The organism is Marinifilum sp. RC60d5 (assembly GCF_052400665.1).
GTDB lineage: Bacteria > Bacteroidota > Bacteroidia > Bacteroidales > Marinifilaceae > JBQTGK01.
In genome coordinates this window covers 787,789-812,678 of sequence record NZ_JBQTGK010000002.1, presented here as the reverse complement: position 1 = coordinate 812,678, position 24,890 = coordinate 787,789, and the positions used below count along the sequence as shown (strand labels likewise).

Sequence of the window (24,890 nt, the reverse complement as noted above, 5' to 3'; positions counted from 1 at the left end):
ATTAAAAATAAAATCAATATTTTTCAAAACCTACGTAGGGATTTTTCGTAGAAAATTTGAAGATCATAACAAAATTCACAAAAATACTACTCAATATTTATTTACTATAATATGAAAATAGACCTACCTGGAAAAACACCTACCGTTTTAGTTGTTGATGACAATCCAAACAACCTTAAAATTGTTGCCTTAACTCTTCGAGAGCTAAACTTTAAAATAGTTATCGCCACTAACGGAAAAGATGCATTAAACTTAGTGGGAAGAACAAATCCTGATTTGATTCTTTTAGATATTATGATGCCGGAAATGGATGGTTTCGAAGTCTGTAAAATTCTAAAATCAAAAAAAGAAAATGAGAATTTACCCATTATATTTTTAACGGCTGTGGGCGAAAAATCAAAAATTGTAAAAGGTTTTGAGCTGGGTGGAGTAGATTATATAACCAAACCTTTTAATAAAGAAGAACTAATTATTCGAATAAAAACTCATCTAGAATTAAAATTTACCAGAGATGAATTGCAGGAAACAAGCGATCATTTAAGCGATCTAAATAAGTTAAAGGATAAAATGTTTTCGGTAATAGGTCATGATTTACGCGGACCTTTGGGTAATATAAAAATGACTTTAGATTTTTTGGATAAAGATTTCTTTGAATATGGCAGCGATGATTATAAAGAAACAATGAAAACTCTGGTTCAATCGAGCGAAGATGTTTCGGAATTATTAGAAAATTTGCTTGGATGGGCAAAATCACAAAGCGGAGTTCTAAAGTTTCATCCCGAAGATATTGTCTTAGAAGAATTAGTGGAAAGCACCTATTTTATGTTCAAAAATAACTTGAACATGAAAAAAATTAGTTTCTCTCCTAAAATTAAAGAGAAACTAAAAGTCCATACCGATACTTACATGTTAAAAATGGTACTTAAAAACATCGTATCTAATGCCATAAAATTTACGCCTGAAGGAGGTGATATCAGTATCTCAACCGATAACATAAATGGAGATTTTAGAATTGTAATATCAGATACTGGTGTTGGAATTCCTGCAGAAGATCTTCCAAAATTATTTAACGAAAACGAACACCTTTCTACCTATGGAACAAATGGAGAATCGGGCAGCGGCCTGGGATTAAAAGTTGCTAATAATTTTGCAGAAAAAATGCAGGGAAAAATTCTTGTGGAAAGTGAAGCAGGAAAAGGAAGTAAATTTATTTTGGAATTACCTATTGGTGAAAATTAAAAAACGAAAGCCATCAATAATTTTAGATGGCTTATTTTTTTGATTTGTTTACTTGCAATGTAAAACTATTCACACTAAAAAATACGTTCTCAACAAGCTATAATTTCGAATATACCTCTTCGTATAATTTTAGATATTCTAAAGCCATATTATTCCAGGAAAACTCTTTTACTCGTTTCATTCCTCTAGAACAAAGATCTTCTCTATATTCATCATCTTCTAAAATTTTATAAATTGCTTTTGTAATTTCTTGCGAATCATCTGGATTAACAAGTAATGCAGCATCTCCAGCAATCTCTGGCATCGATGAGGTATTTGACGTAATTACAGGAACTCCACATGCCATTCCTTCCAATATTGGAATACCAAAACTCTCTCGTAATGATGGATATAATAGTAATTGAGATTGATTTATAATGGCAGGTAAATCAAAATTAACAACATAGCCTGTCAATAAAATGTCTTTACGAATCTCGGGACTACCAATATCAGATAAAATTTTCTGTAGTTGGTTTTCCTCAAAATCAAGCATCACCAACTTTTGATCGGTGTTATTTGATGCATTTAAATCAGCAAAAGCACGAAGAACATTGGGTGTATTTTTCTTGGGTGCTGTATTTCCTAAAAACAGCAGAAAATTATCTGGTAATTTATATTTATTTTTTGCTTCTGTTAATATTTCCGCTTTGCTTATTCTTTTAAAATGATCACTTACTCCATTGTAAATCATCGCTAAATCATGCTTAACCTCTAAAAAATTCTGTATCCTTTGCTTTTCAAAATTAGAGACCGTAACTATTTTTATACTTTTACGAATTACAAATGGAACAACCCACCTGCGATATAAATTACCAAGTTTCTGATACCAACTTCCTTCTTTTTTTAAGATACTTAAACTTTCAAGATAAATAATATCGTGAAGTGTTGTAACTAATGGAACCGACGACCAAATTGGACCGGTATTACTTGTGCAATGAAGAATATCACACCCTTCAGCATGTGCAGCTTTAGGAAGCAGCCATTGCTCCCAAAAAGGAAATGGGACTCTTTTTAACTCTACAATTTTAAAATTTGGTGCTAAAGGAATACAGGTATTATCTTCATCGGGCTTTACAAAAATGACATATTCGTTTACTTTATCAATTAATTGTAGATTTTTAATTAATTCTAAAGCAACCATATCCATACCATGTTTCTTCTTGCGGTATAACCTTTGTCCTTCAATACCTATTCTCATTTCGAAATATTTTTAAAGTAATTCTTCTGAACATACTTTTAAACTAACTTTATATGTTGGTATTATCATAAAAAAGAAGACTTACCATGAAGTAAGTCTTGTTAGTAATAGCATTATAATTTATCCTCGCTTAGCTCTTTCCCACTTAACAGATTGATTTCCTTTTATATACCTACGAAAACCAAGGTACACCGAAAGGTTCATTATAAAGAAATAATAAGGCACAAACAAAACTTTTATTTTTATTTCTCGATACTCTAAAAACCAACCTATTAATGCAGCTACATAAAAAGCAATTTGCCCATAAAAAAGAATTGTATAAATATTAACTGGATTCATTCCGGAATTGTATGCCAAAACAAAATTTAAAGGAATAATTAACAGCAATAATAATGGTGTTAAAGTCCAGCGCAATACTCGGTGTGAAATGTATTGAAATGATAAAGTCCCATATTTAAACAAGTTCAAAAGTGGACTCAATCGAACAACAGACTGAATGCCACCAGCTGAAATACGTACCTTACGTTTTAATTCCTCCTTTACATTTGCCGAAGCAGTTTCAATTGCATAAGCATTAGGATTGTATCCTATTGTATATCCGGCCATGGCCACTCGCAGAGAAATGATAAAATCATCAAGCAAAGTATCTTTCTCTACTTCCTGCCAAAGCTCAGTTCTAATTGCGAACAACTCTCCCGCAGCACCAACTACTGAGTACAATTCTGCATCCCATTTTTTTAAGGTTGATTCATATTTCCAGTATAAACCTTCACCGGCACCAGCTGCCGCATCAGTATCTTTTTGGTAAATTCGCTTTTCTCCCGATACACAACCCACTTTAGGATCTTTAAATAGATTGACAATTTCCTGAATAGAGTCTTCTCCAAGATTTGTATTTCCATCAGAGAAAATAACAATTGGCGATTTAACAAATTTCATTCCGCGGTTCATAGCACCAATCTTGCCACCACGTACATCTTCATGGTACACTTCTACTCCATCATATTTACGCAGTAAATCAGGAGTTCCATCATCCGAACCATCGGTTACCCATACTTGTCGAACTTTTTCTTGCGGGTAATTTAAACTCTTCGAGTTTTTTACCTTTTGGTCTACATAATCTTTTTCGTTATATGCGGCTACAAACAAGGTTACCTCGGGCTCATAATTTTCGTTTCCGGTAAATTTTTTAGACAAGCCAAACAATCGTCTTAACTTAATTATTAAATAAAGAAGTATTCCGTAACCTAAATACGAGTAAAAAATAATAAAAAGTGCAATCCAAAATGTTATTTCAATATATTTCATAAGTCAAGTAGTATTATTTTCTCAGTTTGTTTAAACTTTTTCCCACTGATTCATTTCAAGATTAAATTTCTTAATTACTCTTGCAGGATTACCAACTACCACAGAAAAGTCGGGAATATCTTTGGTCACCACACTTCCTGCACCAATCTGACAACGTTTACCAATTTTAACTCCTGCCAAAACAACTGAATTGGCACCAATATGCGAGTCTTCTCCAATTTGTGTTGGTCTAATATCGAGAGCTTGAACACTAGAATTTTTACTACCGTCTTTATATCCATGATTAAATCCAGACACGAAAACATGTTGCCCTAATCCTGAACCATTACCCATTTCTACCGGACCAATTACAACACTACCTATTCCTATTCTTACCTTATCGCCAAGTAAAACATGACCAGAGCCATTATTAACAGTACAAAAATCTTCTATAGTTGTTAATGCCCCTATTTCAAAACGATTCCATGGAAAAACATCAATCCGACTTCTTCTTCTAACAGTAGCTCCTTTTCCTTTTTTATGTATAAATGGATTTACAAACCAGCGCACCCATAAACGAGGTTTTGGATTTCGTTTTGGAGCAATACTCCAAAGTACAAAAGCCTTTAACTTGGAATTTGATTTTATCTTATCAAGCATATCACATATCTTTTATTCCGTAGTTTTTACTGTACCAGTATGTCTTTGGATTATCAACACCAAAGGCTTTTCGTACTCCACCGTAGTTATCCTGCAGACTTTGTAAACCTGCTCCTGCGTTAATTTCAATAACCATTGGCCCATCAACCGAATAAGCAATATCCCATCCAATGCAACCAATATTTTCCAATTTATTTGCTGCCTTCAAGACAAACTCTCTTACTTCTTTCCAATAAGGAAATTTATAACCTGCAAATTCAAAATTTGTATCCGGGTGTTTATCAATTCTGGTAAAAAGTTTCGAAGTTCCCTCGGGGGCAAATTCTCCTGTTTCTGGATCAACTTTGCACACAAATCCCTTAAGGCTGGCATTATCAAGCTGACCTCCACCCCGTCCCATTCGTAAAAAGGAAAATAAAATATGAGCTTTCCCTTCAATTATCCTTGTATTCACCCGAAAAGTATTCACCGAATGTGGATAAATTTGATTTAACTCATCATGTTGTCTAATTCCTTCCTGCAAGATGTAATCTTCTTTTTTATCAAGATTTTTCTTAATAAACTCCGCCGAGATTTGATTCCCCTCTTCATCAATAAATTTTTCTTTTTTATTGAATACTAAAATTCCTTGTCCACCAAGTCCCAAAGATGGTTTTAGGAATAATTTATCAGCTATAGTCTGTTCTATAATTTCATCTACCTCTTTATTTCCAATTGGATTCTTCCTAAAATCATAAAACAATCCGTGATTATATTGTAATAAAAGTGTTGGCTGCTTAACCCCAAGGGTTTCAAAAACCAGATAGGTAAGTATTTTATCTTCTGATATAATACCATATTCTTTATATGATTTCGGAAAAAGCAGAAAATAGGCAAAAAAATTAGGAATGTAATCCTTCATCTCTTCAAGGCTTAACTTACAATCTTTTTTATACATACCATACCGTATATACTGAAAAGGATAACAACCCCAATACTTTTGAAGCACGTTCATCTCCCTTTTCATTACAGAAGCAGGTTTTTTATCAGCATACGAACTATAATACTCATACTCCGCCTTATACAACTCTCTGTAATGCTCCCTTGATTTTCGTTCAGCAAGCATTTTCCAAAATCTATAAAATTTGCTTTTCAACTCCATTTGATGCGATTTATCGTTAAGATTCTAAGTTTGTTTTCATTCGATTTCTATTCATTCTATTTATTACAAATCTTTAATAGCATAATTATCACTATACCAATATTCTTTAGGATTTTCTATTCCATAAGCATTTCGCACTCCACCATGGCAATCCTGAAGAAATTCCAAACCAGCAGCAGCATTCATTTCAATAACAACTGGGCCGTTTACGGTATAGGCAATATCCCAGCCTATATATCCAATAGTTTCCATTTTTTGGGCCGCTATCAAAACAAATTCTTTTACTTCCTTCCAGTATGGGAAGGTATAACCTTCAAAAACAAAATTTGAATCGGGATGTGATTTCATGGTTCTTCCTAAACTGGTATACCCCAAATTATCAAATTCTCCGGTATCTACATCTACTTTACACACCAAGCCTTGCAAACTTGCATTGTCGAGCTGATTTCCTCCTTGCCCCATTCGTAACATAGCAAAAAGTATCTCTGCCTTTCCATCAATCAATCTGGTTTTTACCCTAAACGTATTTACCGAATGCGCATAAATTTTATTTATTTCATCGTGTTGTTCTAAACCTTCCTGAACAATATAGTTATCTTTTTTGCTAAGATGTTTGCGAACAAAATTAGCAGTAAGTTCGGTCCCCTCCTTATCAACAAAACTACTTTTTTTATTAAAAACAATAATTCCCTGTCCCCCAAGTCCTGTGGTGGGTTTTAAGAATAACTTTACAGCCTTCGAATTTGCAATAATCTTATCAACATCAAAATCATCAATGTTATTTTTTTCATGATCGTAAAATAACTCTTGTTTATACTGAAACAACATCTCAGGCTGAGCAACCCGATACGAATCAAAAAGCCGATGGGACAATTCTTTATCCTCGCTTACAATACCGTAACATTTAATTTTCTTTGGAAAAAAAAGATAATAAGCAAAATAGTTTGGCACATACTCTTTCATCTCTGTGAGACTCATATTACACGTATTTTTATACATACCATACCTTACATATTGAAATGGATAACATCCCCAATACTTTTGCAAGGCTTTCATTTCTCTTTTAATGGTAAAAGCCAACTTTTTATCCTTATAATTCTCGAAATATTCAATCTCTGCTTTATAATGCTCTCTATAATGTTCACGAGATTTTCGTTCAGATAGCTTTTTCCAAAACCAGTATATATTTTTTTTCATAGTTATATTCTATTCGTTCTTACTTAAAGTTTTCTCTTTTAAAAAAGCATCCAAAAGATTATTAAATTCGAATGCCTTGTTCTCCCACGAATTATTTTCAGCAAATTTTATCCTCGATGCAATCATTTCCTTTGAATCATTACGAATTTCTTTTTTAAGCATCTGAACAAAATTTTCTTTAGTAGCTGCTACAGAAATCACACCATCAAAGTCAGGAAGATCAGCAAAAGCAGTCATAACTATAGGAACTCCCACCGCTAAATATTCATTTATTTTTAAGGGATAAATATTTTTATTGAGTTCGTTAGCTATGTAAGGAATGATTCCTGCATCATAAGTGGCCAAAAGAGCTGGTACCTCATGAGGTTTTACTGGGGGAGAAAATTCAACATTTGAATATGGGCCAAGCCTTTCCTTAATTTTCAGGTTTCTTAGATTACCTGTAATATGAAAATCATAATCAGGCAATTGCCGAACGGCATACTCTAATGTATCAATATCGAAACGTCTGTCCAGGCTACCAATATAACCAACTTTTTTTCTTTTGTTTTTAGTCAGATCTTTTTTTGCTGATGCATAAAACACATTAAAATCAACACCGTTTTTGACTACAAAACTATTAGAATTGAATTTTTCTTTGCTGGCTTTTAAAAAGTCTGAAGTAACAATAACAGCATCTACTTTTCTTGAAAACTCCTCATCAATTTTTAAAATCCTCTTACCATGTCGTCTTAAATTTAATCCATCGTAGCAATAATAAACGTTTAAGGCTTCGCTTAATTTATTTATTAAAGGTAAACCATAAAAAGAATTGTATGCTGTAATATTCAATGGATTTGTGAAGCCAATTTTTCGTAGCGTACGCTTCAAAGTTCTTTTATAGGATGTGATATTTAAACCGAAAAAGAAAGAAAATAGTTTATCATTTTTAATAAAGTCAACCGGAAAAACAGGTGGTACTACCAAGTGAAACACGTCTGTTCCCTGATCCGTTCTAATTGTTGTTAACCTAGACTTTAATCCAAGCATTCGTTTTACTGGAGCATTTCTTTTTCCAATAAAAGTGGTAAAAATATCCTTCCAGGTAAAAGCATACTCAACAAACAAAACACGATTATTTTTTGCCAGGCGAGACATTAACTGAACTGTCGATTTGGTAAACTCACCATGCCAGGTTGTATTTGATATACAGATGATATCTTTTTTTTCTTTCATATTTAGAAAATATTTAAATCCTATTTCACCAACAATTCTTATAAATTACTCATCTGCACCATGTTCGGTATGAATAAATTTTTTATTTGCACCTTTGATTGTCAGCAAGGAGATCAACATCAAGATAAACCCTTTGGGCAAAGTTAAAACAGCTTTAAGAGTATGAACATTATAAAATTTACGAGGAACAGCCAATAAAAATGATACAAACACCAAGACAAAAACTACTATCCATTGCATCGAAGAAATCAGTGGATTATTGATTAATTCTATACTAAAAATTAATCCAATTGTATGTAAAATAGCAAGAAGGCCAGTAAAACCTAACAATAAAATACGAGGAGGTTGCATCATTTGAAACACCTTATCGAAAAACACAAGATTACCTCTAAAAAACAAATGAAACAAACCACTAAAGAAATATCGTCTTAAGTAGACTACCTGAGCAGACAACCATCTACGACGCTGGTTTGAGAAATTTTTTGAATCTTGAATCTTTTCATCTAAAACATAAGCTTCAGGCAAATACTCAACCATTATTTTGGCTTTTGAAAGTTTTAGCTCCAACTCTTTATCGAAACCTCCAACTGCATTAACATTGCTCATAATTTCTTTAAAAAAACAATAATCGAATGCCATTCCCGAACCAATTAAACCACAAGACATATTTAAAACGCGATGCCCTTTTCGGAAAATGTGATTATTTACTTCCTCGCTTACAGCATCTAAAATAGCAAATGCGGTGTTAGTATTTTTGGCGACTCTATGTCCCTGTACAGCCTTATATCCCCGCTGAAAGGCTACATTTAATTTAGATATAAAATCTGGTTTCATAATATTATCAGCATCCAATATCAAAGCCACATCATAATCATCACCTAAAATCTCCATTGCCCTGTTTAATGCTTTTGCTTTTGTACTCTTATCGAAGGATACTTCGATTAAACGTATCGGGAGTTTCATGAGTTCATCCAGAGTAGATTGCTGAAAAGAATCTGCAATAATTACAATTTCAAACTTATCTGCCGGAAAATCCTGTTTTGTTGCATCCTTTGCAACATTCAAGATCACCGAATCCTCTTTGTATCCTGGAATAAGGACAGCAAATTTATGCTGCTTATCATTGATTTCTTTTTTATATCTGATCTTAAAGATTCCTGCAAATGCATAAATAAAAAAATAAACTGTTGCCATTGCTAAATAAATAAACAATACCAGCTCAATTATTTTTATAATAGTTATCAATGCTTCCATATTGAGATTTTTTTCTTATTATCTATTAATTTCTAATATTTTATATTCACATAAACACCATCATAATGGGTTAAATTCCACGCATATGCTTTTAAATATGATGTTAAATGCTTAAACTGTCCTTTTAAAAGAAAAACCAAGACATTTTTTGGCAAGGAAACAAAGTGTTGAAATAAGAAACTTAGTATCCTCTTAGGTCCTTTAATGTTGCGCCTGGTAAACAAAAGTCTTCCGCGATTGATATAATAGGTTTTGAATGGACTTCCTTTTCCTGTAGAAATGGATTCCTTATGCAGAATTTCACTTTTGGGTTGATAAAATATTTTATAACCAGCTCTCTTTATCATTGCTGCCCAATCGTGTTCTTCGTAATACAAAAAGTACACTTCAGGCATTAATCCTACTTCCTTTATAACCCGTCTAGGCACCATCATAGCTGCACCATGAGCTGCCTCTGTTTCTTTTAACTCATTGTAATCTCCATTATCTGGCTGATGAAATCCTATAATTGAATTTCGAATTGTATAAGGATTCATTTTGGTAAATCCTGCGTATTGAATCAAATCAGGATTCCAGTGAAACTTAATTTTTGGACTAACCATTCCAATTAAATGATCATTCTCCAATAAATCAACCAAAGGTTCTATTAGACCTTCTGTAACTTCAGTATCGTTGTTAACAAAGAATAAATAATCTCCTTTTGATGCCCTAATTCCAAGATTATTTCCTCCTGCAAATCCCAGGTTATCCTCACTCAAAATTAAATTGATCTCTGGGTATTGTTCTTTCATTACTTTCGGATCATCAGTTGGAGAACCATTATCCACAACAATAACTTCCAAATTAGGATAGCTCACATTTCTGAGCGTCTTTAACAAATCTAATGTAACTCCTCTCTGATTATAATTTACCGTTATAATCGAAACCAATGGAAATATTTTCTTTTCTATACTCATGTCATTTCAATTTGAGGAGTTAAACCTTTTTGATGCTCATCTTCAATCTCTTTTTCGTATCGATGTCCAAGAAATAAAAAAGCCATTGAAACATAAATGATTATTACTGTTGGCATTTGTCCCAGAACCGCATTCCCATAGGAAGCGACCATGACACCCCACAGTCCGGAAACCAATGCCCCCAGCTGGGCTTTCACCCAGGGATCTTTTAACTTAAACATTATGACATACGAACTTTTAAACACAATGTATAAAAGAATAAACAAATGAATCATTAAACCGATAATCCCCTGTTCCACCCAAATAAGAACATACCAACTATCAGTAGGAATTTGAGCTGCAGCAGAACCGGGTGCCAGTTTTTTTGCTTCCTTACCGGTAGAACCAATGCCAGCTCCAAATGGTCTGGAAGCCATATAAGATTTAAGTTTACGTTGATTTTCGAGACGAACTTGAAAAGAGGCATCTTCAGGATTAAAAGCCGATCGCATCCGGCTAATGGTATAATTACTTTGTCCTATAGTTGTATATTTAAAGAACACTAAAACAGCAATTCCCATTATGGCTCCCAAGATTAAAACTTTTACATTTTTTTGAAGAACTGTATACAAACCAAAACCCATAATAGGTACAGCAATTGCACCTCGGGTACCTGAAATCATCATTCCATAAAGAGAAAATATTGATGCTATTGCGTAGAAATATTTAAGTTTTTTCGATTCTTTTTGATTGAAAGCCAAAATTCCAAAAATCACTCCCGAATGCCCCATTGACGCACCGAATTGTCCGGCATTTGAAAAGAATGAAAAATATCTGATTTTACCAAAAAGTAAGTGAGTCTCCATTGCCGATCCCATCAACCATTTAAATTCAAAAGGATCTAAGCCAACAAACTTTTGAACAATTCCCTTTATGGCTCCAAGAATTGCAAGTACTGCCCAAATCGTAAAAAATAAATGTATATCTTTCCTCTTATTAAAAAGGATCAAAATCAAGGGAATAGTTAAAATCATATACAAACCAACACTCCTCATTGAATTGAACCACAACACTCTGGCTACTGCCTGCGGATTTACCAATTGAAATAAAATCCATCCAAACCAGACTACTGTAAGAACCAGCAAATCTCCCTTTGCATCTTTCCAGTGTACTTTATCAAAAAATGATTTAAAAAATAAAGCAACATACATAATAACCAGATGAAAATCAACTGTCATCCCAAGTGGTAGCCCTTTAATATATCTATTAAAACCAAGTATAACGTAATTGCATAATAATAATCCAATAATGGCAAATTTTGGATACTTAAAAATAAAATAAACATAAGTAAGAACAAAAGGAATTGCCATAAAGGCAATACCAGTAATCATACCACCACTTCCAACCAACGAACCAATTATGGCAATTGTTAAAAGTAACAGAAAAAAAGGCACAGGTTTTTGCAAATAACTTGCACCTCCCTCATCATTAAATATGTTTATCTCATCAGATCTCACATGAATTATTTTATCCTACTCTATTTATTCAAATTTGTATTCAGGAAATCCATTGCTTCCTTTTTCTTTGATGCCAAAATTTTATTTACCCTTTCAAAATCTATTTTTGTATCTAATTTTTCTTTTAGATCATTGTCTTTTTCTGTTAGCAAGCGATCTTCTAAACCAAAAATTTTAAGAAGAGAGGTAAATCTTGACATTCCTCTTTTGGTATTTCCCAATGCAATAAATGGTTTATTAAAAATAATGCAGAATGCCGTTCCATGAAACGAATCTGTAATTACATACTCAGCATCCATAAATCCTTTGATCCATTCAGTTACGCGAGGAAAAACACAATCTTTCAAATTGTGTTTTCCTGCTTCTTTAAAAGATTTTTTTCGTGTAGTAGAGAAAGCTTCCGTCTGTAAATGGTCCTCAGCCATTTTAACAATTCCTTTTACTCTAGAACTTTTATCGAGAATATAGGTCAACAATTTCTTCTCTTGATCTGGTAAATTATCTTTTTCAACCAATCCAATATACTCTTCCTTCTCAATTAAAAAGGTAGGATCTAACACTTGAATTGCTTTCACATCCAGATATTTGTTACACAATTCAATTCCTGACACTTCGCGAACCGAAACCGCATCGAATCTGCTGATTAATTTTTTACATGCGATAGTTTCTTTCTCTGTATATTCCCAATGATCAACGGCAAAAGAAGCCGCAAAAGATAGCTTTTTAGATGGATCATCTTTGGGAAGAAAACCAAGGAAATGATTGGTAATACTTGGAGAGTATTTAGGCCGCCACACCTGATCACTTCCAACAAGCCAAGCTTCATAATTGTCTTTTGCCAATAATTCCATTTCTTTCTCCGTTTTAAGAAAGTAAGTCCGATGAATGTAATCATCAATAAATCGATTTGTATATTGAGCTGTAATTGCTTTTTCCTTTTTATTGGGCCATGTTCTTACAACCACTTTATTGCCAAGCAAATATCTAACTACAAACCTCTTTCCGAAAGAAAGAATCTTAAGATGTAATGGCATTCCCTTAGAAATACGGTTTACGGTAACCACCTGATGTCCCATTTTCTTCAATATCGATTGAAGGGCATAAGCTTGTAAAATCCCTCCATAATTTGAATTAAATGGTAATGTTACAATTCCAATCTTCATAATATCGGATTTTAATGATTAAAGATATTCTGTAATTATTTCCTTAGCCTCTTTCCTAGGAGAAGATGCAATTGACAGCACATCAGGCACATATCCGCAGGAGATAACCAATAAAGCAATCTCATTTTCAGGAATGTTAAGTAATCGTCTCAATTTTTCCTCTTTATCATTGCTTACACTCCAATTAAGAGAACATGCTCCTATTTTATTTTGATGAAGTGCATGAAGCAAAGTCATACTAAACATTCCTCCGTTTAAATGATTTTCATTTCTTTCATGAATATCCTTGGTTGTAGATATTACTGATGTAATAACCAATAAAGTATCAGCTAAATGACCAAATCCTCTATTCCCATTTTGAATAGATAAGATAGCTTGTTTTTTTTCCGCAGATTTCACAATGCATACCCTAGTAGGTTGCCTATTGCAAAAAGATGGTGATTTCTGTGCTATATTTACGCATTTATATAAAACATCCAATGGAACTTCCTCATCTGTATAATTCCTCACCGAATATCTTGAATTACAAAACTCTTCAAAAGGAGCATCTATACTTTTAAAATATTCTTCTTTAGTCGTTTTTATTTGTTTAATTCCCTCAAGGTTAGAAAATGTATCAACAACTCTATTTAAAGCAAGAGTTACTTCATTGTCTAAATCAAACTCAATTTTTTGATGAAATTCTTTATATTCTTTCAATACAGAAACCGACTGCTTAAACTCCAAATCATTCTTTGAAAGTTTCAATTTATGATACTCAAAAATGGTTCTTTCCAGACTTAAGACAACAGTCTTTCCAAAACCAGGCCTTGGTACTGGCATTGTCAAGCCCTTTTCAATAATATGATATTCCAACGTAAGGTTTCGCTTTACCTTATCAACCTTCGAGTCGTTATAAACTTTATCATGAACCCTTCTTCTTAAATCAGGTGCAACAACCTTTTTAGCCGATCGCAAATAATACCAATAAAGGACTTTCTTAGGCAATTTACTTTTGAGTTTTCTTTTTATGGTCATAAAGTACTTCCTTAAATCGTGGTTAAATTTATTTTGCAAATATTTTTTGTTTTACTTTTAAAAATGGTTTAAATAAAAGATCTCTTTCATATTGATTCATAGATAATTTCCAAAAAAATGGCAAATATATCGTTACAAAGCAAACTATTGCAGCAGCCAATTTTATAATTGTATCCAGTTCAATAAACCTTAGAACAAAAAATGTAATCAGACTTATAATTAGAGGCGCAATGGACATGCGACCAATCTCTCTCCAAAACCTTGGAATGTCAATATTCTCTTTTTTGTAATAATAAATATTCATTCCAACCCATTGTCCAAGTATTAAGCCTACTGCAATGGCAAAAGCACTCCCTACACCTTCGTATTGCTTTACTAATAGCAATTGTAGCAAAACAGAAAATGAAGCCAGGCACAAATAAAATATAGCTCTAAACTTCACCTTGTTCCTTGCAAATAGAATTGTAATTCCTATATTTTGAATCAATGGAACGGTAAGAGGTACAATTAAAAGTAATGCAATAATATAAGTTTGCGCATAATCAGGACCGGCCCAAATAATTACGAACTGTTTTCCAAACAGAATAAATCCAAACAGAATAATTGAAAGAATAATAAACTGAATCCTACCTGTTTTAATAAACAAGTCTGAAATTTCTTTTTCTGAGGACTCTCTGGTTGTCATTGCTGTTATTCTTGGAAGTAATACACCTGGTATGGCGGTAGAAAAGTTACGGTACATTTGCTGTAGCTGAATAGCTACTGCAAATACAGCAACTGCAGCGGTTCCTACTGTTGCCCCTAAAATTATCTGACCGGAACTCCAATAAAGTCTTTCTACAATAACGCCTATAAATATAAAAAACGAATAGCCAGAAATCTCTTTAAACAAGTCTTTCTGAAATCCTCTAAACCTAACTTTTATTTTTATTCGATATTTACAGTATAAAAACCTCAAAATCTGTATCATAACATTCAACACAGTCATCAAAGCAACCATTCCAATAGCCCTATACCCCATTTCCAGTAACAATATCATTATAGTAGTATTAAAGATAATGTATCCCAGACGTAATATTCTTTGGAAAATAAAATTCTCGTAGGCTGTTATTATGGATTTAAAAAGTGTTAAAGGAAATGTAAATCCAAGATTAATAGTCATTAACAACACCATTATCTGAACCTTTCGAATTTCATCTGCCGTTAATGCCTTACTGTAAAACAGTTCAATATTAAAATATAATGCCAACCCTAGTCCAACAGCAATTACTCCAATTACCGAATAAACAACAATAAACATCCCATACATTGAATGCAATTCTTTCAATTTTCCTTCTGCCCTATACTTAGCCGTATATCTTACAATTGTATTTCCTAATCCAAAATCGAGGACTGTTAGGTATGCCATTACCGAAGCTACAATTGCATAAAGTCCATACTCACTCTTCCCCATCATTCGAAGCATATATGGCGTATAAAACAAAGCCACTAAATTACTCAAACCGAGAATTCCATAGGACAACACTGCCCCCGCCTTTAACTGATTGATCTTCATCTTTCTCGATTTTAATTTCCTTAACTACTTAATTGTCTTTTTAGAATGCAGCTGAAATGAAAACAGTCGTTTAATAAATCTACGAATCAATGATCTTTTCCCTGGCAACTCACCAATGACTTTTTCCATTTCACTTATTTCAACTCCATTTAGCAACACCCCTTGCTTCAAATTCTGTGTTAGCTCAGATAACTTCTCTAAGCTATCTTTATCTGCTGCATTCCACGCTCGATTAGCTCTTACGGTAAGCAATGCTAGATCAGCATCATTAAATAAATTTACAGGATAATTATTCAATCCAATAGATGGTAATTCAAGTAACACTACCCTATATTTAGATTCATCTTCTATATTATTCCTATATAAATCTGCAATAGACTTGCAGGCTATAAACTCACTATTGACTTCATATTTCTGACAATCAAAAACAGGATCTCCGGATACCTCTTCATGGTTAACAAATAAACTCTTATAACCATTAGCAGATAAACGCTGGGCTAATTTTGTTCCCAAGGTCGTTTTACCTTCGTTATCCTGTACACTATATATCAATACTTTTAAAGGCTCATCAGTCCTAAGGCTGTTGGATAGGTTTAACACACTCTGGAATAATTTATTCACAGACAATCTACCAATCTCAACATAGTTCTTCGTTTTACTTTTTTGTACCATATTAGGATAAGCTGATACAACTGGAAGCTTAATCAGATTTTCGGCATTGGAAACAGTTCTTATATTTTGATTCAAATAATCGAATACAATAATTACAAAAGCAGGTATCATAAATCCAAGTACCAATCCAATCAGCAATAGAATTTTACGCTTACTAGGCTCTGATTTTAGCGGATAATTTGGAGTTTCTGATACTTTTAAGTTTGCATTTAACTCCAAATTTTGCTGTTTTAATTTTGCAACATTTAAGCTACGCAGAATGGAGAGGTATTCTTGTTCTGCGATATCAATTTTTCGTTCAAGACGTTTCATCGTTGCACCTTTGGGCGCATATTCTTTTACCAATTGATTAAACTCCTGAATTTTTTCCTCACCAACCAATAGTTTTGCACGAGTCGATTCATAAATCACCACATTATCGAGCCATTGATCTAGTACATTTGATGATGCAATACCTTCAACGGTATTATCGATAAAATAGGCTCTATTTATTGATTTCCTAAGAGTTTCCTGCAGGCTGAATGATTCAATATTCATATCTGCAATTTCATCAAGAATTTTTTTGCGATTAATCGTATCAAGTTCTGCCTGATAATCCTTAATTGAGATTTGTATATTCAAATTGGCTATTTTATTCCTCAAACCAATAATGTCGCTATTATTTAGTTCTTTTTGCTGTTGTACCGATAATTTATTTTCCAAAACACTTAGCACAGCAACTGCAGCCTTATGCTCCATTTTTAGCTCATTATAAAACGCCGCAAAACGCTCTTTTTGAATTGTAATATGCTCAGACTGCTCGTAGTAGTTAATGATATTATTCTTTTTGTTAAAATCCAGAAGCTGATCCTCTGCTTCATCAAGTTTTAATTGAGCATCGTCCAACTGATCTCTAAAATATTTTAGAATTGCATCTGATTGAATCAGTTTTACATCCGAATATTTATTTATAAACACCTCATTAAAAATCTCCAATGTTTGCTGACAAATTCCAGGATCATCAGATTTATAACTCAATTCTATCATATCACTCGAAGAAATACGCCTCACTTTTAAATTAGAAAGTATCTTTTCATAACTGTAATCGGGATGATTTAGGTAAATAAGTTCATAAATAAAATTCTCAAAATTCTTATTTTTATAATCAATAAAGGCTGCATAAGTTTTTTCAAAATCACCTTTAACAACAAGCTTTTTAACATCCTTGGGAACAATTCCCATCAATTTAACAAACGATTCCTTTGAAATTCTATCAGGATCAGGTTTATCTAAAAGCATGTGATAAGTAAACAAACGCAAGCCAACCTCTTCCGCTGCACCTCTTGATTTAATGATATTGATCAAATTATCAAAAGCCGTAATGGTTCCCAGTCTATCAACTTTTGAACTTTCCAGAGACATTAAATTAGCACCTGTAGCAATTCCCGTATAGATATTTGTATAGGAAGTATAGACCTTAGGCTCATCTTTGGTTAACACAAAAATGATAACAAATAATATAACAGGACATACCATTATAGGTATGTAGTGTTTTAACAATAATCGTATAAAATAAACTATATTCAAATCTTTGGATTTAAGTTCAAACTAACACCAATTGTTTCTTGTAAAATATGAACTGCAACAATAAACTCAATTTTAGTCTCTTCGTAAGCTAATTGTAATTTTAAAATTTCACTCTTTTGGTTTGTAAAATCACCTAATGACAATTTACCATTCCTATAATTAACTTCTGTATCAATCATTTTCATTTTTACAGTTTCCAACTCCGAGGTTTTGATTATCAACTTAGAATGGGCTCTTAGCAAATTTCCATATTGAGTAATCACCAATTTTCGCAATTCAGAAATGGTTTCTGTTTTTTGATACTGAAGCTTCATTTTTTCACTTAAAGCAACATCGCGATTCAGTTTGTTAAAAATTTCATTTAGTGGCACTTTAAGAGACATACCAACTGTATATCTAGTTTGTTTGGTACTGCTGCTTGCTCCTGAATCTTCAAGCTCAAATTCGTCTGTTACAATCAAATTCTCAAACATTCCATATTTAGCCGTTCCAGTTACGCTAAAAAAAGATAACCAGTCTTTCTTTTCAGATTTTATTCTTAAATCCTGAATGTGAATATCAGCATCAATCATTTTAAGTAAAGGGGAATGCCTCTCTGCCAAAGTAAGTAATTCATTTAAAGGCAATAATTTTTCCTTTAAATTGTTAACCTCAAGTTGATCTTCAATATCAGTCACAATTTCTTGTCCATAAGAAATTACAGACATGCATATAAAGATAGCTAATAGTAAGAATTTATGAATGGTTTCTTTCATTGAATTAAAATTACACGTTCTCTTTCTGAAAAACTGCAGGAATTGTTCTTAGAATAATCCAGATATCTTTCCAAAATGAATATTTACTATTGGCAATTTCCACATAAGTATTATCTAAACCTTTTCTTTCCTCTGGAGACATTTTAGAGGATTTACCTCTGGCTTCAACCTGCCATAATCCTGTAATTCCTGCTGGACCATTGAACCGATCAGTCCATTCATCGGTTGTTAACATCTCGGCCTCGTAAAGTGGCAAAGGACGATTTCCTACAATCGACATATCACCCTTAATCACATTTATTAGTTGAGGCAATTCATCGATGCTTAATTTTCGAATAATATGTCCTACTTTGGTAATTCGAGGATCATTTTCAAATTTTACAAAAGCTTTATCTTGCTTCTGTTTCCGTTTTTGAATGTGGGTAGTTTCTTCTACTTGTTCCTCATCGCCAAAAAGTATCGTTGCTCCATCCAAATCCTTACTCTCTATATTTTCAAGCTCAGCGGCAATCTTACCTTCTTCTTCTTGCTCTTCGCTCTGATATTGATTTAAATGCTCAAGCTCTTTTAATCGTTTGTCGGCATCGGGATACATCGATCTTAATTTAAGAAAATTAAATATACGATAACCAGTACCCACTCTTTTGGAGATATAATATACTTTTCCTTTCGATTCCAATCGGATAGCAATTAAAAAAACAATTAACAAAGGAGAAAGGCAAAGTAAAGCCAGACTTGCAAATACGATATCAAAAGATCTCTTAAAAAAAGGTGTTGTATATACCTTAATATTCTTACTTTTCTCGGGTTTATTAAACCTCATGTGAACTTGAAGTACCTTCAAAAAATTAATGCGATTCATAAGAGTTTCTGCATTTATTGGCTTCGCATATACATCGCTTACTCCCTGTTTTATGGCTGTTTTTATTATTTCAGGTCTTTTTTCATTTACCAACAAAATATATGGGACTGCCTTCTCAGCATCAAATTTTTCAACAAATACATTGTGAAAATCCAAACCATTTCTACCTGGCAATTCAAGATCACTAACAATTCCATCGACCATAATATTTTCCTCTAACCATTCCGAGGCTTGCAATGGATTGTTAAGATGCACTAGATTAACTCTTACGTTCTGTCCCCGAAAACTTTCAAGAACAGTATCGTCAGACCCAATGTACATTATTTTCATTTGTCTGCTAACTGTCTCCATAATGTATCTATTTAATCAAACGCTCAATTCTTATCATTAATTCTTCCGGGTTAAAAGGTTTCATAATATAATCCTCTGCTCCCAGTTTTAGGCATTGCACACGTACATTACTGCTTTCCTGACTGCTTAAAACAATGATTGGAATATCATTAAAATATCCACTTTCTTTAATTCGTTTGATTAATTCAATACCATCCATATTTGGCATTTCTAAATCGGTAAGAATAATATCCGGGATATTACCATCTTGTAGCCATGAAATAGCTTTAAGACCATCTTCCATTGTAGTTACGTCGAATGTGTTTTGCAAGAAACGAACCATCAATTGGCTCATAGATGGTTTATCGTCAACAACTAGTATTTTCTTCATAAGTAATTTAATTGGCTTTTTTTAAAGCATTAGTCAATCTCAAATAATATGGCTTTTGGACACCTATATATTAAAGTATAAATCTAAAATTCAATTTACGTCGATATCTTAATTTTGTTTCCTTTTTTATACTCAGGAAAACTCATTATTTATATAACAATACAAAATTTAAAATAACTCGATAATCTATCTATTAAACAATCCTCTCATATTTAATATTCTGGCGAGAATAAATTACTCATGATATTTTTAGTAATTTTTTTAAAAATTCCCACACTGTTAATATAATAAAAGATAATCAGCATTATTATAAACTATAAAGCTTTATTTTTCTCTTTATCAAAAAAAAACAAAAGCATTTTAATTTATTTAATCTTTATGAAAAATCTATTGCCCATAGATAGATATTTTTATAACTTGAAATTGTATAACTAATGTACTTAATCTGAATATTGAAGAGAGAGAATTGAGCTGTTGAATAATATTCAAACATTTACCAGTATTTATTCATAAATCTGGATTTTATAATAACCACTTCAATTCTCCACTATGCTAGAAAAAATAATTGCATTTAGTATTCGAAACAAATTTATGGTAATCTTGTTTACCTTATCAATTGTTTTATTCGGATTTTATTCTATCAGCAGAATTTCCATTGGTGCAGTGCCCGACATCACTAATAACCAGGTTCAGGTTATTACTACATCCGGAAATCTTTCTACACAGGAAATTGAGCAATTTATTACGGCTCCGGTTGAATTGGAAATGGCAAATTTACCAGATGTTATTGAAATCAGATCCGTATCTAAATTTGGTTTATCTGTTGTAACTGTTGTGTTTAGTGATAAAATTGGAACTTATTTGCCCCGACAGTTGATAGCCGAAAAAATTAAATCGGCATCGGCCAATATCCCAGACGGATTTGGAACTCCAGAAATGGGACCAATAAGCACAGGACTTGGAGAAATATACCAATACATCTTAGATCTTAAGCCAGGCTATGAAAATAAATACTCGGCAATGGAACTTCGCACCATACAAGATTGGATAGTAAAACGCCAATTATCTGGAATACCTGGCGTAGTAGAAGTAAACAGCTGGGGCGGATTTTTAAAACAATACGAAGTAGCCATAAATCCAAATCAATTGCAGTATATGGATTTAAACTTAATCGAAGTTTTTAATGCTTTACAAAACAACAATAGCATTTCAGGGGGTGCCTATATCGAAAAAACCAATCAATCCTATTTTATTCGTAGCGATGGGCAAGTAAAATCGATTAAAGATATTGAGAATATTGTTGTTAAAAACAACAATGGCATTCCTATTCTAATAAAAGATATTGCCACTGTACATTTAGGGTATGCCAATAGATATGGGGCAATTACCGCCAATGGACAAGGCGAAAAAGTATTGGGCCAAATAATGATGCTAAAAGGAGCCAACTCGAAACTGGTTATTAACGAAGTAAAAAACAGAGTCGCCCAAATACAGAAAAATCTGCCTGAAGGAGTTTTTATAAATCCAATTTTAGAACGAAGCGAGTTAATTGGAAAAACCACAACTACAGTAATTGAAAATTTACTATTGGGATGTATCATTGTAATGTTTATCGTAATTCTTCTTTTGGGAAATATTCGTTCAGCACTAGTTATTGCCTCTATGATTCCTTTGGCTTTACTTTTTACTCTATCGATGATGTATGTTTTTGGAATCGATGCCAATTTAATGAGTTTGGGAGCACTCGATTTTGGAATAATTATAGACGGAGCTGTTATAATTGTTGAATACATAGCCATACGAATAAATGCCAACTCCGATGAATATCAGAAATCTAAGCCTGAAGAACAAAAAACACTTTTAGATAAAATCACATTTTCAGGAGCATCAAAAATGATGAATTCTGCCATTTTTGGACAAATTATAATTCTTATTGTATTTATCCCAATTTTATCACTACAAGGTGTTGAAGGTAAAATGTTTAAACCAATGGCTCTATCCTTTAGTTTTGCCATTATTGGTGCTATGATATTAGGATTTACCTGGCTACCGGTTGCATCGGCACTATTTTTAAAACCCGAAAAAAAAGGCAGCAGGAATATTTCCAATAAAATTATGAACTTCTGTTACCATTCTTACACCCCTGTTATGAAATGGTCTTGTTCTCACAAAAAATTAGTCTTAGGATCATCTCTTATTGTTCTAATTCTTACGGGTATTCTTTTCTCTAAAATGGGTGGCGAATTCGTGCCAACTTTAGATGAAGGTGATTTTGTTATTCAACCCGTACTAAAAACAGGAACATCTTTATCTAAAACAGTTGAGATGTGTACAAAAATGGAGAATATTTTAATCGATCGTTTTCCTGAAATCGATCAAATTGTGTGTAGAATTGGAGCAGCCGAAGTTCCTACAGACCCAATGTCCATGGAAGAAATAGATATGATTATTAAACTAAATCCACGCAAGGAATGGACAAATGCAAACAGTAAAGAAGAACTGGCCGATGAATTTAAAAAAGCCCTTTCGATAATTCCTGGAATTGAGTATGAGTTTACTCAACCCATAGAAATGCGATTTAACGAACTAATTACAGGTGTTAGAGCCGATATTGCAATTAAAATTTTTGGTGAAAACTTAAGCTATTTAAACCAAAAAGCAAGTGAAATTAAAAAACTTATTGAAGATATACCCGGAGCTGCTGATATTATTTTAGAAAAAACAGAAGGCTTACCTCAAATGAATGTAATTTACAAACGAAATAAAATAGCACTTTATGGTTTAGATATAAAAACACTAAATACTTATTTAGCAATGGCATTTGGCGGCGAATCGAGCGGAAGTGTATTTGAAGGAGAAAAACGCTTCGATTTAGAGGTCCGCTTACAAAAGCAAAACCGGAAAGACATTAATAACATTAAACAATTAATGATTCCTCTTGCCAATGGGGGTAAAATTCCCTTTCATGAAATTGCCGATATCTCTTACTCCGAAGGACCAGCTAAAATTTCAAGAGAAAACACCCATAGAATGATGGCCATAAGTGTAAATGTAAGAAATCGAGATCTGCAATCGGTAGTGGAAGATATACAAACAAAAATTGATGCCAATATATCTCTTAAGCCAGGTAATTATATTGTTTATGGAGGACAATTTGAAAATTTACAAAATGCATCGAAACGCCTATTATTTGCAGTACCTCTTGCCTTACTTTTAATATTTATTTTTCTACATTTTGCCTTTAATTCGTTTAAAGATGCCATATTAATTTTTACCGCTGTACCTCTTTCTACTGTTGGCGGAGTAATTTTATTATGGATAAGGGGAATGCCGTTTAGTGTATCGGCAGGAATTGGTTTTATTGCCTTATTTGGAATTGCGGTATTAAATGGCATTGTTTTAATTGAACATTTAAAAGACCTTCAGAAAAAAGGCATGAGCAATATGCGCGAGCTTATTCTTACTGGCACAAAAGATCGCTTGCGTCCGGTTATATTAACAGCCGCTGCAGCTGCAATGGGATTTCTTCCGATGGCTATTTCTACCGGAGCCGGAGCAGAAGTACAACGCCCATTAGCCACAGTAGTAATTGGCGGACTTATTACCTCTACTATGCTTACCATGATCGCCTTACCTCTGCTTTTCGAAATTTTCTATAATGTAACAGGAATTGGCTTTAAACCCTTACGTTTTCTGCGATCAAAACCATCTATGATTATTCTAATTATTTTGGGCTTTTCGTTTACTACTAAAGGCCAAACAAAAACTATAAAACTTGAACAAGCCATACAAATTGCTATTGATAACAATAAAGAACTTCATGCATCTACTCTTGAAATAGATCAGTTTAAAGCTTTAAAAGGAGGTGCCTTTTCGCCGGAAAAAACGCTATTTTATTATGCATACGATCAAAATAACATCGCTGAAAATGGTCATCCTTTGCGTATTTACGGGCTGGAACAAAATTTCAAATTTCCCAGTGTTTACACTTCTAAATCGAGAATATTAAAAAAAGATGTGTCCATTTCTCAAATCAGATATATCCGGAACAAACAATTAATCAGTAAAAATGTTTCTCAAGCATACTACCAAATTATCTACCTAAAAAACAAACTGCACATTCTTAAATCTTTAGATTCGCTATACCTAAGCTTCACAAAAAAAGCCGAACTTAGTTTTAAGCACGGTGAGACAAGCCCAATTGACCTACTTACAGCAAAATCGAAACACGAACAAGCTAAAATAAGACTGCAGGAAGTAAACTATAATTTAAAAATTTACGAATCGAGATTACATGCCATTCTACAATCCGATAGCATATATTCTATTGCAAAACAAAAACTTACAAAAATTCCTATTATCATTAACAATATAGAAACTTGCACCGATTTAGAAATTCTCAAACTAAAAAGCGAGCAACAACAGGTACAATATCAGTTGGAAAAAAACAAATTGCTTCCCGATATATCTTTGGCTTATTTTAGAGGGAGTAATTCCTATTCGAATGCTCAAACTTACGAAGGATTCCAAATTGGCTTGTCTTTGCCATTATTTTTTGGGGAACAAAAAGCACGAATTAAAGCCAATAAAATTGCCATAGATATCAATCAAAATAAAAGAACTAATTTTTTAATTGGTAGAACTGCACAACAAAAAGAGCTACTTCTGGAATTGAAAAAATACGATGAGTCCATTCAAAACTATGAAGAAACGGGTCGAAAATTAAGTGAACAACTTTTAAATACAGCTCAAAAATCATATCAATTAGGCGAAATTGATTTTTTCAAATTTGTTTTCAGCGTAGAAAACTCAGTAAATCTAAATCTTATAAATCTCGATCAGCTGGCGAAGTACAATCAGCTGGCTATCGAGGTAAACTATTTAAGCAAGTAAAAAA

General features: G+C 32.9%; 18 protein-coding genes. 2 read left to right on the top strand and 16 right to left on the bottom strand.

Going from position 1 to position 24,890, the window contains the following annotated elements; all coding sequences use genetic code 11:
* The first annotated feature begins 111 nt into the window (after nt 1-111).
* Nucleotides 112-1,239, top strand: a complete 1,128-nt coding sequence (locus ACT3CE_RS07255; RefSeq protein WP_444709097.1) for a hybrid sensor histidine kinase/response regulator — start codon at nt 112-114, stop codon at nt 1,237-1,239.
* Between the two features lie 97 nt (nt 1,240-1,336).
* Here the strand turns inward: ACT3CE_RS07255 and ACT3CE_RS07250 are convergent, their stop codons facing one another.
* The 16 genes from ACT3CE_RS07250 to ACT3CE_RS07175 all read right to left on the bottom strand — a co-directional run bounded on the left by ACT3CE_RS07250 (nt 1,337) and on the right by ACT3CE_RS07175 (nt 19,993).
* Nucleotides 1,337-2,476, bottom strand: coding sequence for a glycosyltransferase family 4 protein (locus ACT3CE_RS07250; RefSeq protein WP_444709096.1), 1,140 nt, complete (start codon nt 2,474-2,476; stop codon nt 1,337-1,339).
* Nucleotides 2,477-2,596: 120 nt separating this feature from the next.
* On the bottom strand, nt 2,597-3,784 hold the full coding sequence (locus tag ACT3CE_RS07245) for a glycosyltransferase family 2 protein (protein WP_444709095.1): 1,188 nt from the start codon (nt 3,782-3,784) through the stop codon (nt 2,597-2,599).
* Between the two features lie 30 nt (nt 3,785-3,814).
* Nucleotides 3,815-4,423, bottom strand: a complete 609-nt coding sequence (locus ACT3CE_RS07240; RefSeq protein ID WP_444709094.1) for an acyltransferase — start codon at nt 4,421-4,423, stop codon at nt 3,815-3,817.
* Between the two features lies 1 nt (nt 4,424).
* Nucleotides 4,425-5,564, bottom strand: coding sequence for a sugar-transfer associated ATP-grasp domain-containing protein (locus ACT3CE_RS07235; RefSeq protein ID WP_444709093.1), 1,140 nt, complete (start codon nt 5,562-5,564; stop codon nt 4,425-4,427).
* Nucleotides 5,565-5,627: 63 nt separating this feature from the next.
* Nucleotides 5,628-6,761 carry a sugar-transfer associated ATP-grasp domain-containing protein gene (locus ACT3CE_RS07230; protein ID WP_444709092.1) on the bottom strand — a complete coding sequence of 378 codons (1,134 nt, stop codon included), beginning with the start codon at nt 6,759-6,761 and terminating at the stop codon, nt 5,628-5,630.
* Nucleotides 6,762-6,770: 9 nt separating this feature from the next.
* Complete coding sequence (locus ACT3CE_RS07225; RefSeq protein ID WP_444709091.1) at nt 6,771-7,976, bottom strand: glycosyltransferase; 1,206 nt, start codon at nt 7,974-7,976, stop codon at nt 6,771-6,773.
* A 45-nt stretch (nt 7,977-8,021) separates the two neighbouring features.
* The gene (locus tag ACT3CE_RS07220; protein ID WP_444709090.1) at nt 8,022-9,230 is read right to left on the bottom strand and encodes a glycosyltransferase; all 1,209 of its coding nucleotides are present in this window, start codon (nt 9,228-9,230) and stop codon (nt 8,022-8,024) included.
* A 32-nt stretch (nt 9,231-9,262) separates the two neighbouring features.
* Nucleotides 9,263-10,186 (bottom strand): glycosyltransferase family 2 protein, encoded by a 924-nt coding sequence (locus ACT3CE_RS07215; RefSeq protein WP_444709089.1) that lies wholly within the window; start codon nt 10,184-10,186, stop codon nt 9,263-9,265.
* Nucleotides 10,183-11,682 (bottom strand): O-antigen ligase family protein, encoded by a 1,500-nt coding sequence (locus ACT3CE_RS07210; RefSeq protein ID WP_444709088.1) that lies wholly within the window; start codon nt 11,680-11,682, stop codon nt 10,183-10,185. The genes ACT3CE_RS07215 and ACT3CE_RS07210 overlap by 4 nt, the downstream gene beginning before the upstream one ends.
* 20 nt (nt 11,683-11,702) lie before the next feature.
* Nucleotides 11,703-12,845, bottom strand: a complete 1,143-nt coding sequence (locus ACT3CE_RS07205; protein WP_444709087.1) for a polysaccharide pyruvyl transferase family protein — start codon at nt 12,843-12,845, stop codon at nt 11,703-11,705.
* 18 nt (nt 12,846-12,863) lie between these two features.
* A complete protein-coding gene (locus ACT3CE_RS07200) occupies nt 12,864-13,862 on the bottom strand; it encodes a nitroreductase family protein (RefSeq protein ID WP_444709086.1) in 999 nt (332 codons plus the stop codon).
* A gap of 28 nt (nt 13,863-13,890) precedes the next feature.
* A complete protein-coding gene (locus tag ACT3CE_RS07195; protein WP_444709085.1) occupies nt 13,891-15,417 on the bottom strand; it encodes an oligosaccharide flippase family protein in 1,527 nt (508 codons plus the stop codon).
* A gap of 24 nt (nt 15,418-15,441) precedes the next feature.
* Nucleotides 15,442-17,655 (bottom strand): GumC family protein, encoded by a 2,214-nt coding sequence (locus ACT3CE_RS07190; RefSeq protein ID WP_444709084.1) that lies wholly within the window; start codon nt 17,653-17,655, stop codon nt 15,442-15,444.
* Nucleotides 17,652-18,410 carry a TolC family protein gene (locus ACT3CE_RS07185; RefSeq protein WP_444709083.1) on the bottom strand — a complete coding sequence of 253 codons (759 nt, stop codon included), beginning with the start codon at nt 18,408-18,410 and terminating at the stop codon, nt 17,652-17,654. Before ACT3CE_RS07185 ends, ACT3CE_RS07190 begins: the two co-directional genes overlap by 4 nt.
* Nucleotides 18,411-18,420: 10 nt before the next feature.
* On the bottom strand, nt 18,421-19,623 hold the full coding sequence (locus ACT3CE_RS07180; protein WP_444709082.1) for a sugar transferase: 1,203 nt from the start codon (nt 19,621-19,623) through the stop codon (nt 18,421-18,423).
* A 7-nt stretch (nt 19,624-19,630) separates the two neighbouring features.
* Nucleotides 19,631-19,993 (bottom strand): response regulator, encoded by a 363-nt coding sequence (locus tag ACT3CE_RS07175; protein WP_320120014.1) that lies wholly within the window; start codon nt 19,991-19,993, stop codon nt 19,631-19,633.
* 549 nt (nt 19,994-20,542) lie between these two features.
* On the opposite strand from ACT3CE_RS07175, the gene ACT3CE_RS07170 reads away from it, so the two are divergent.
* Complete coding sequence (locus tag ACT3CE_RS07170; protein ID WP_444709081.1) at nt 20,543-24,886, top strand: CusA/CzcA family heavy metal efflux RND transporter; 4,344 nt, start codon at nt 20,543-20,545, stop codon at nt 24,884-24,886.
* The last annotated feature ends 4 nt before the right edge of the window (nt 24,887-24,890 follow it).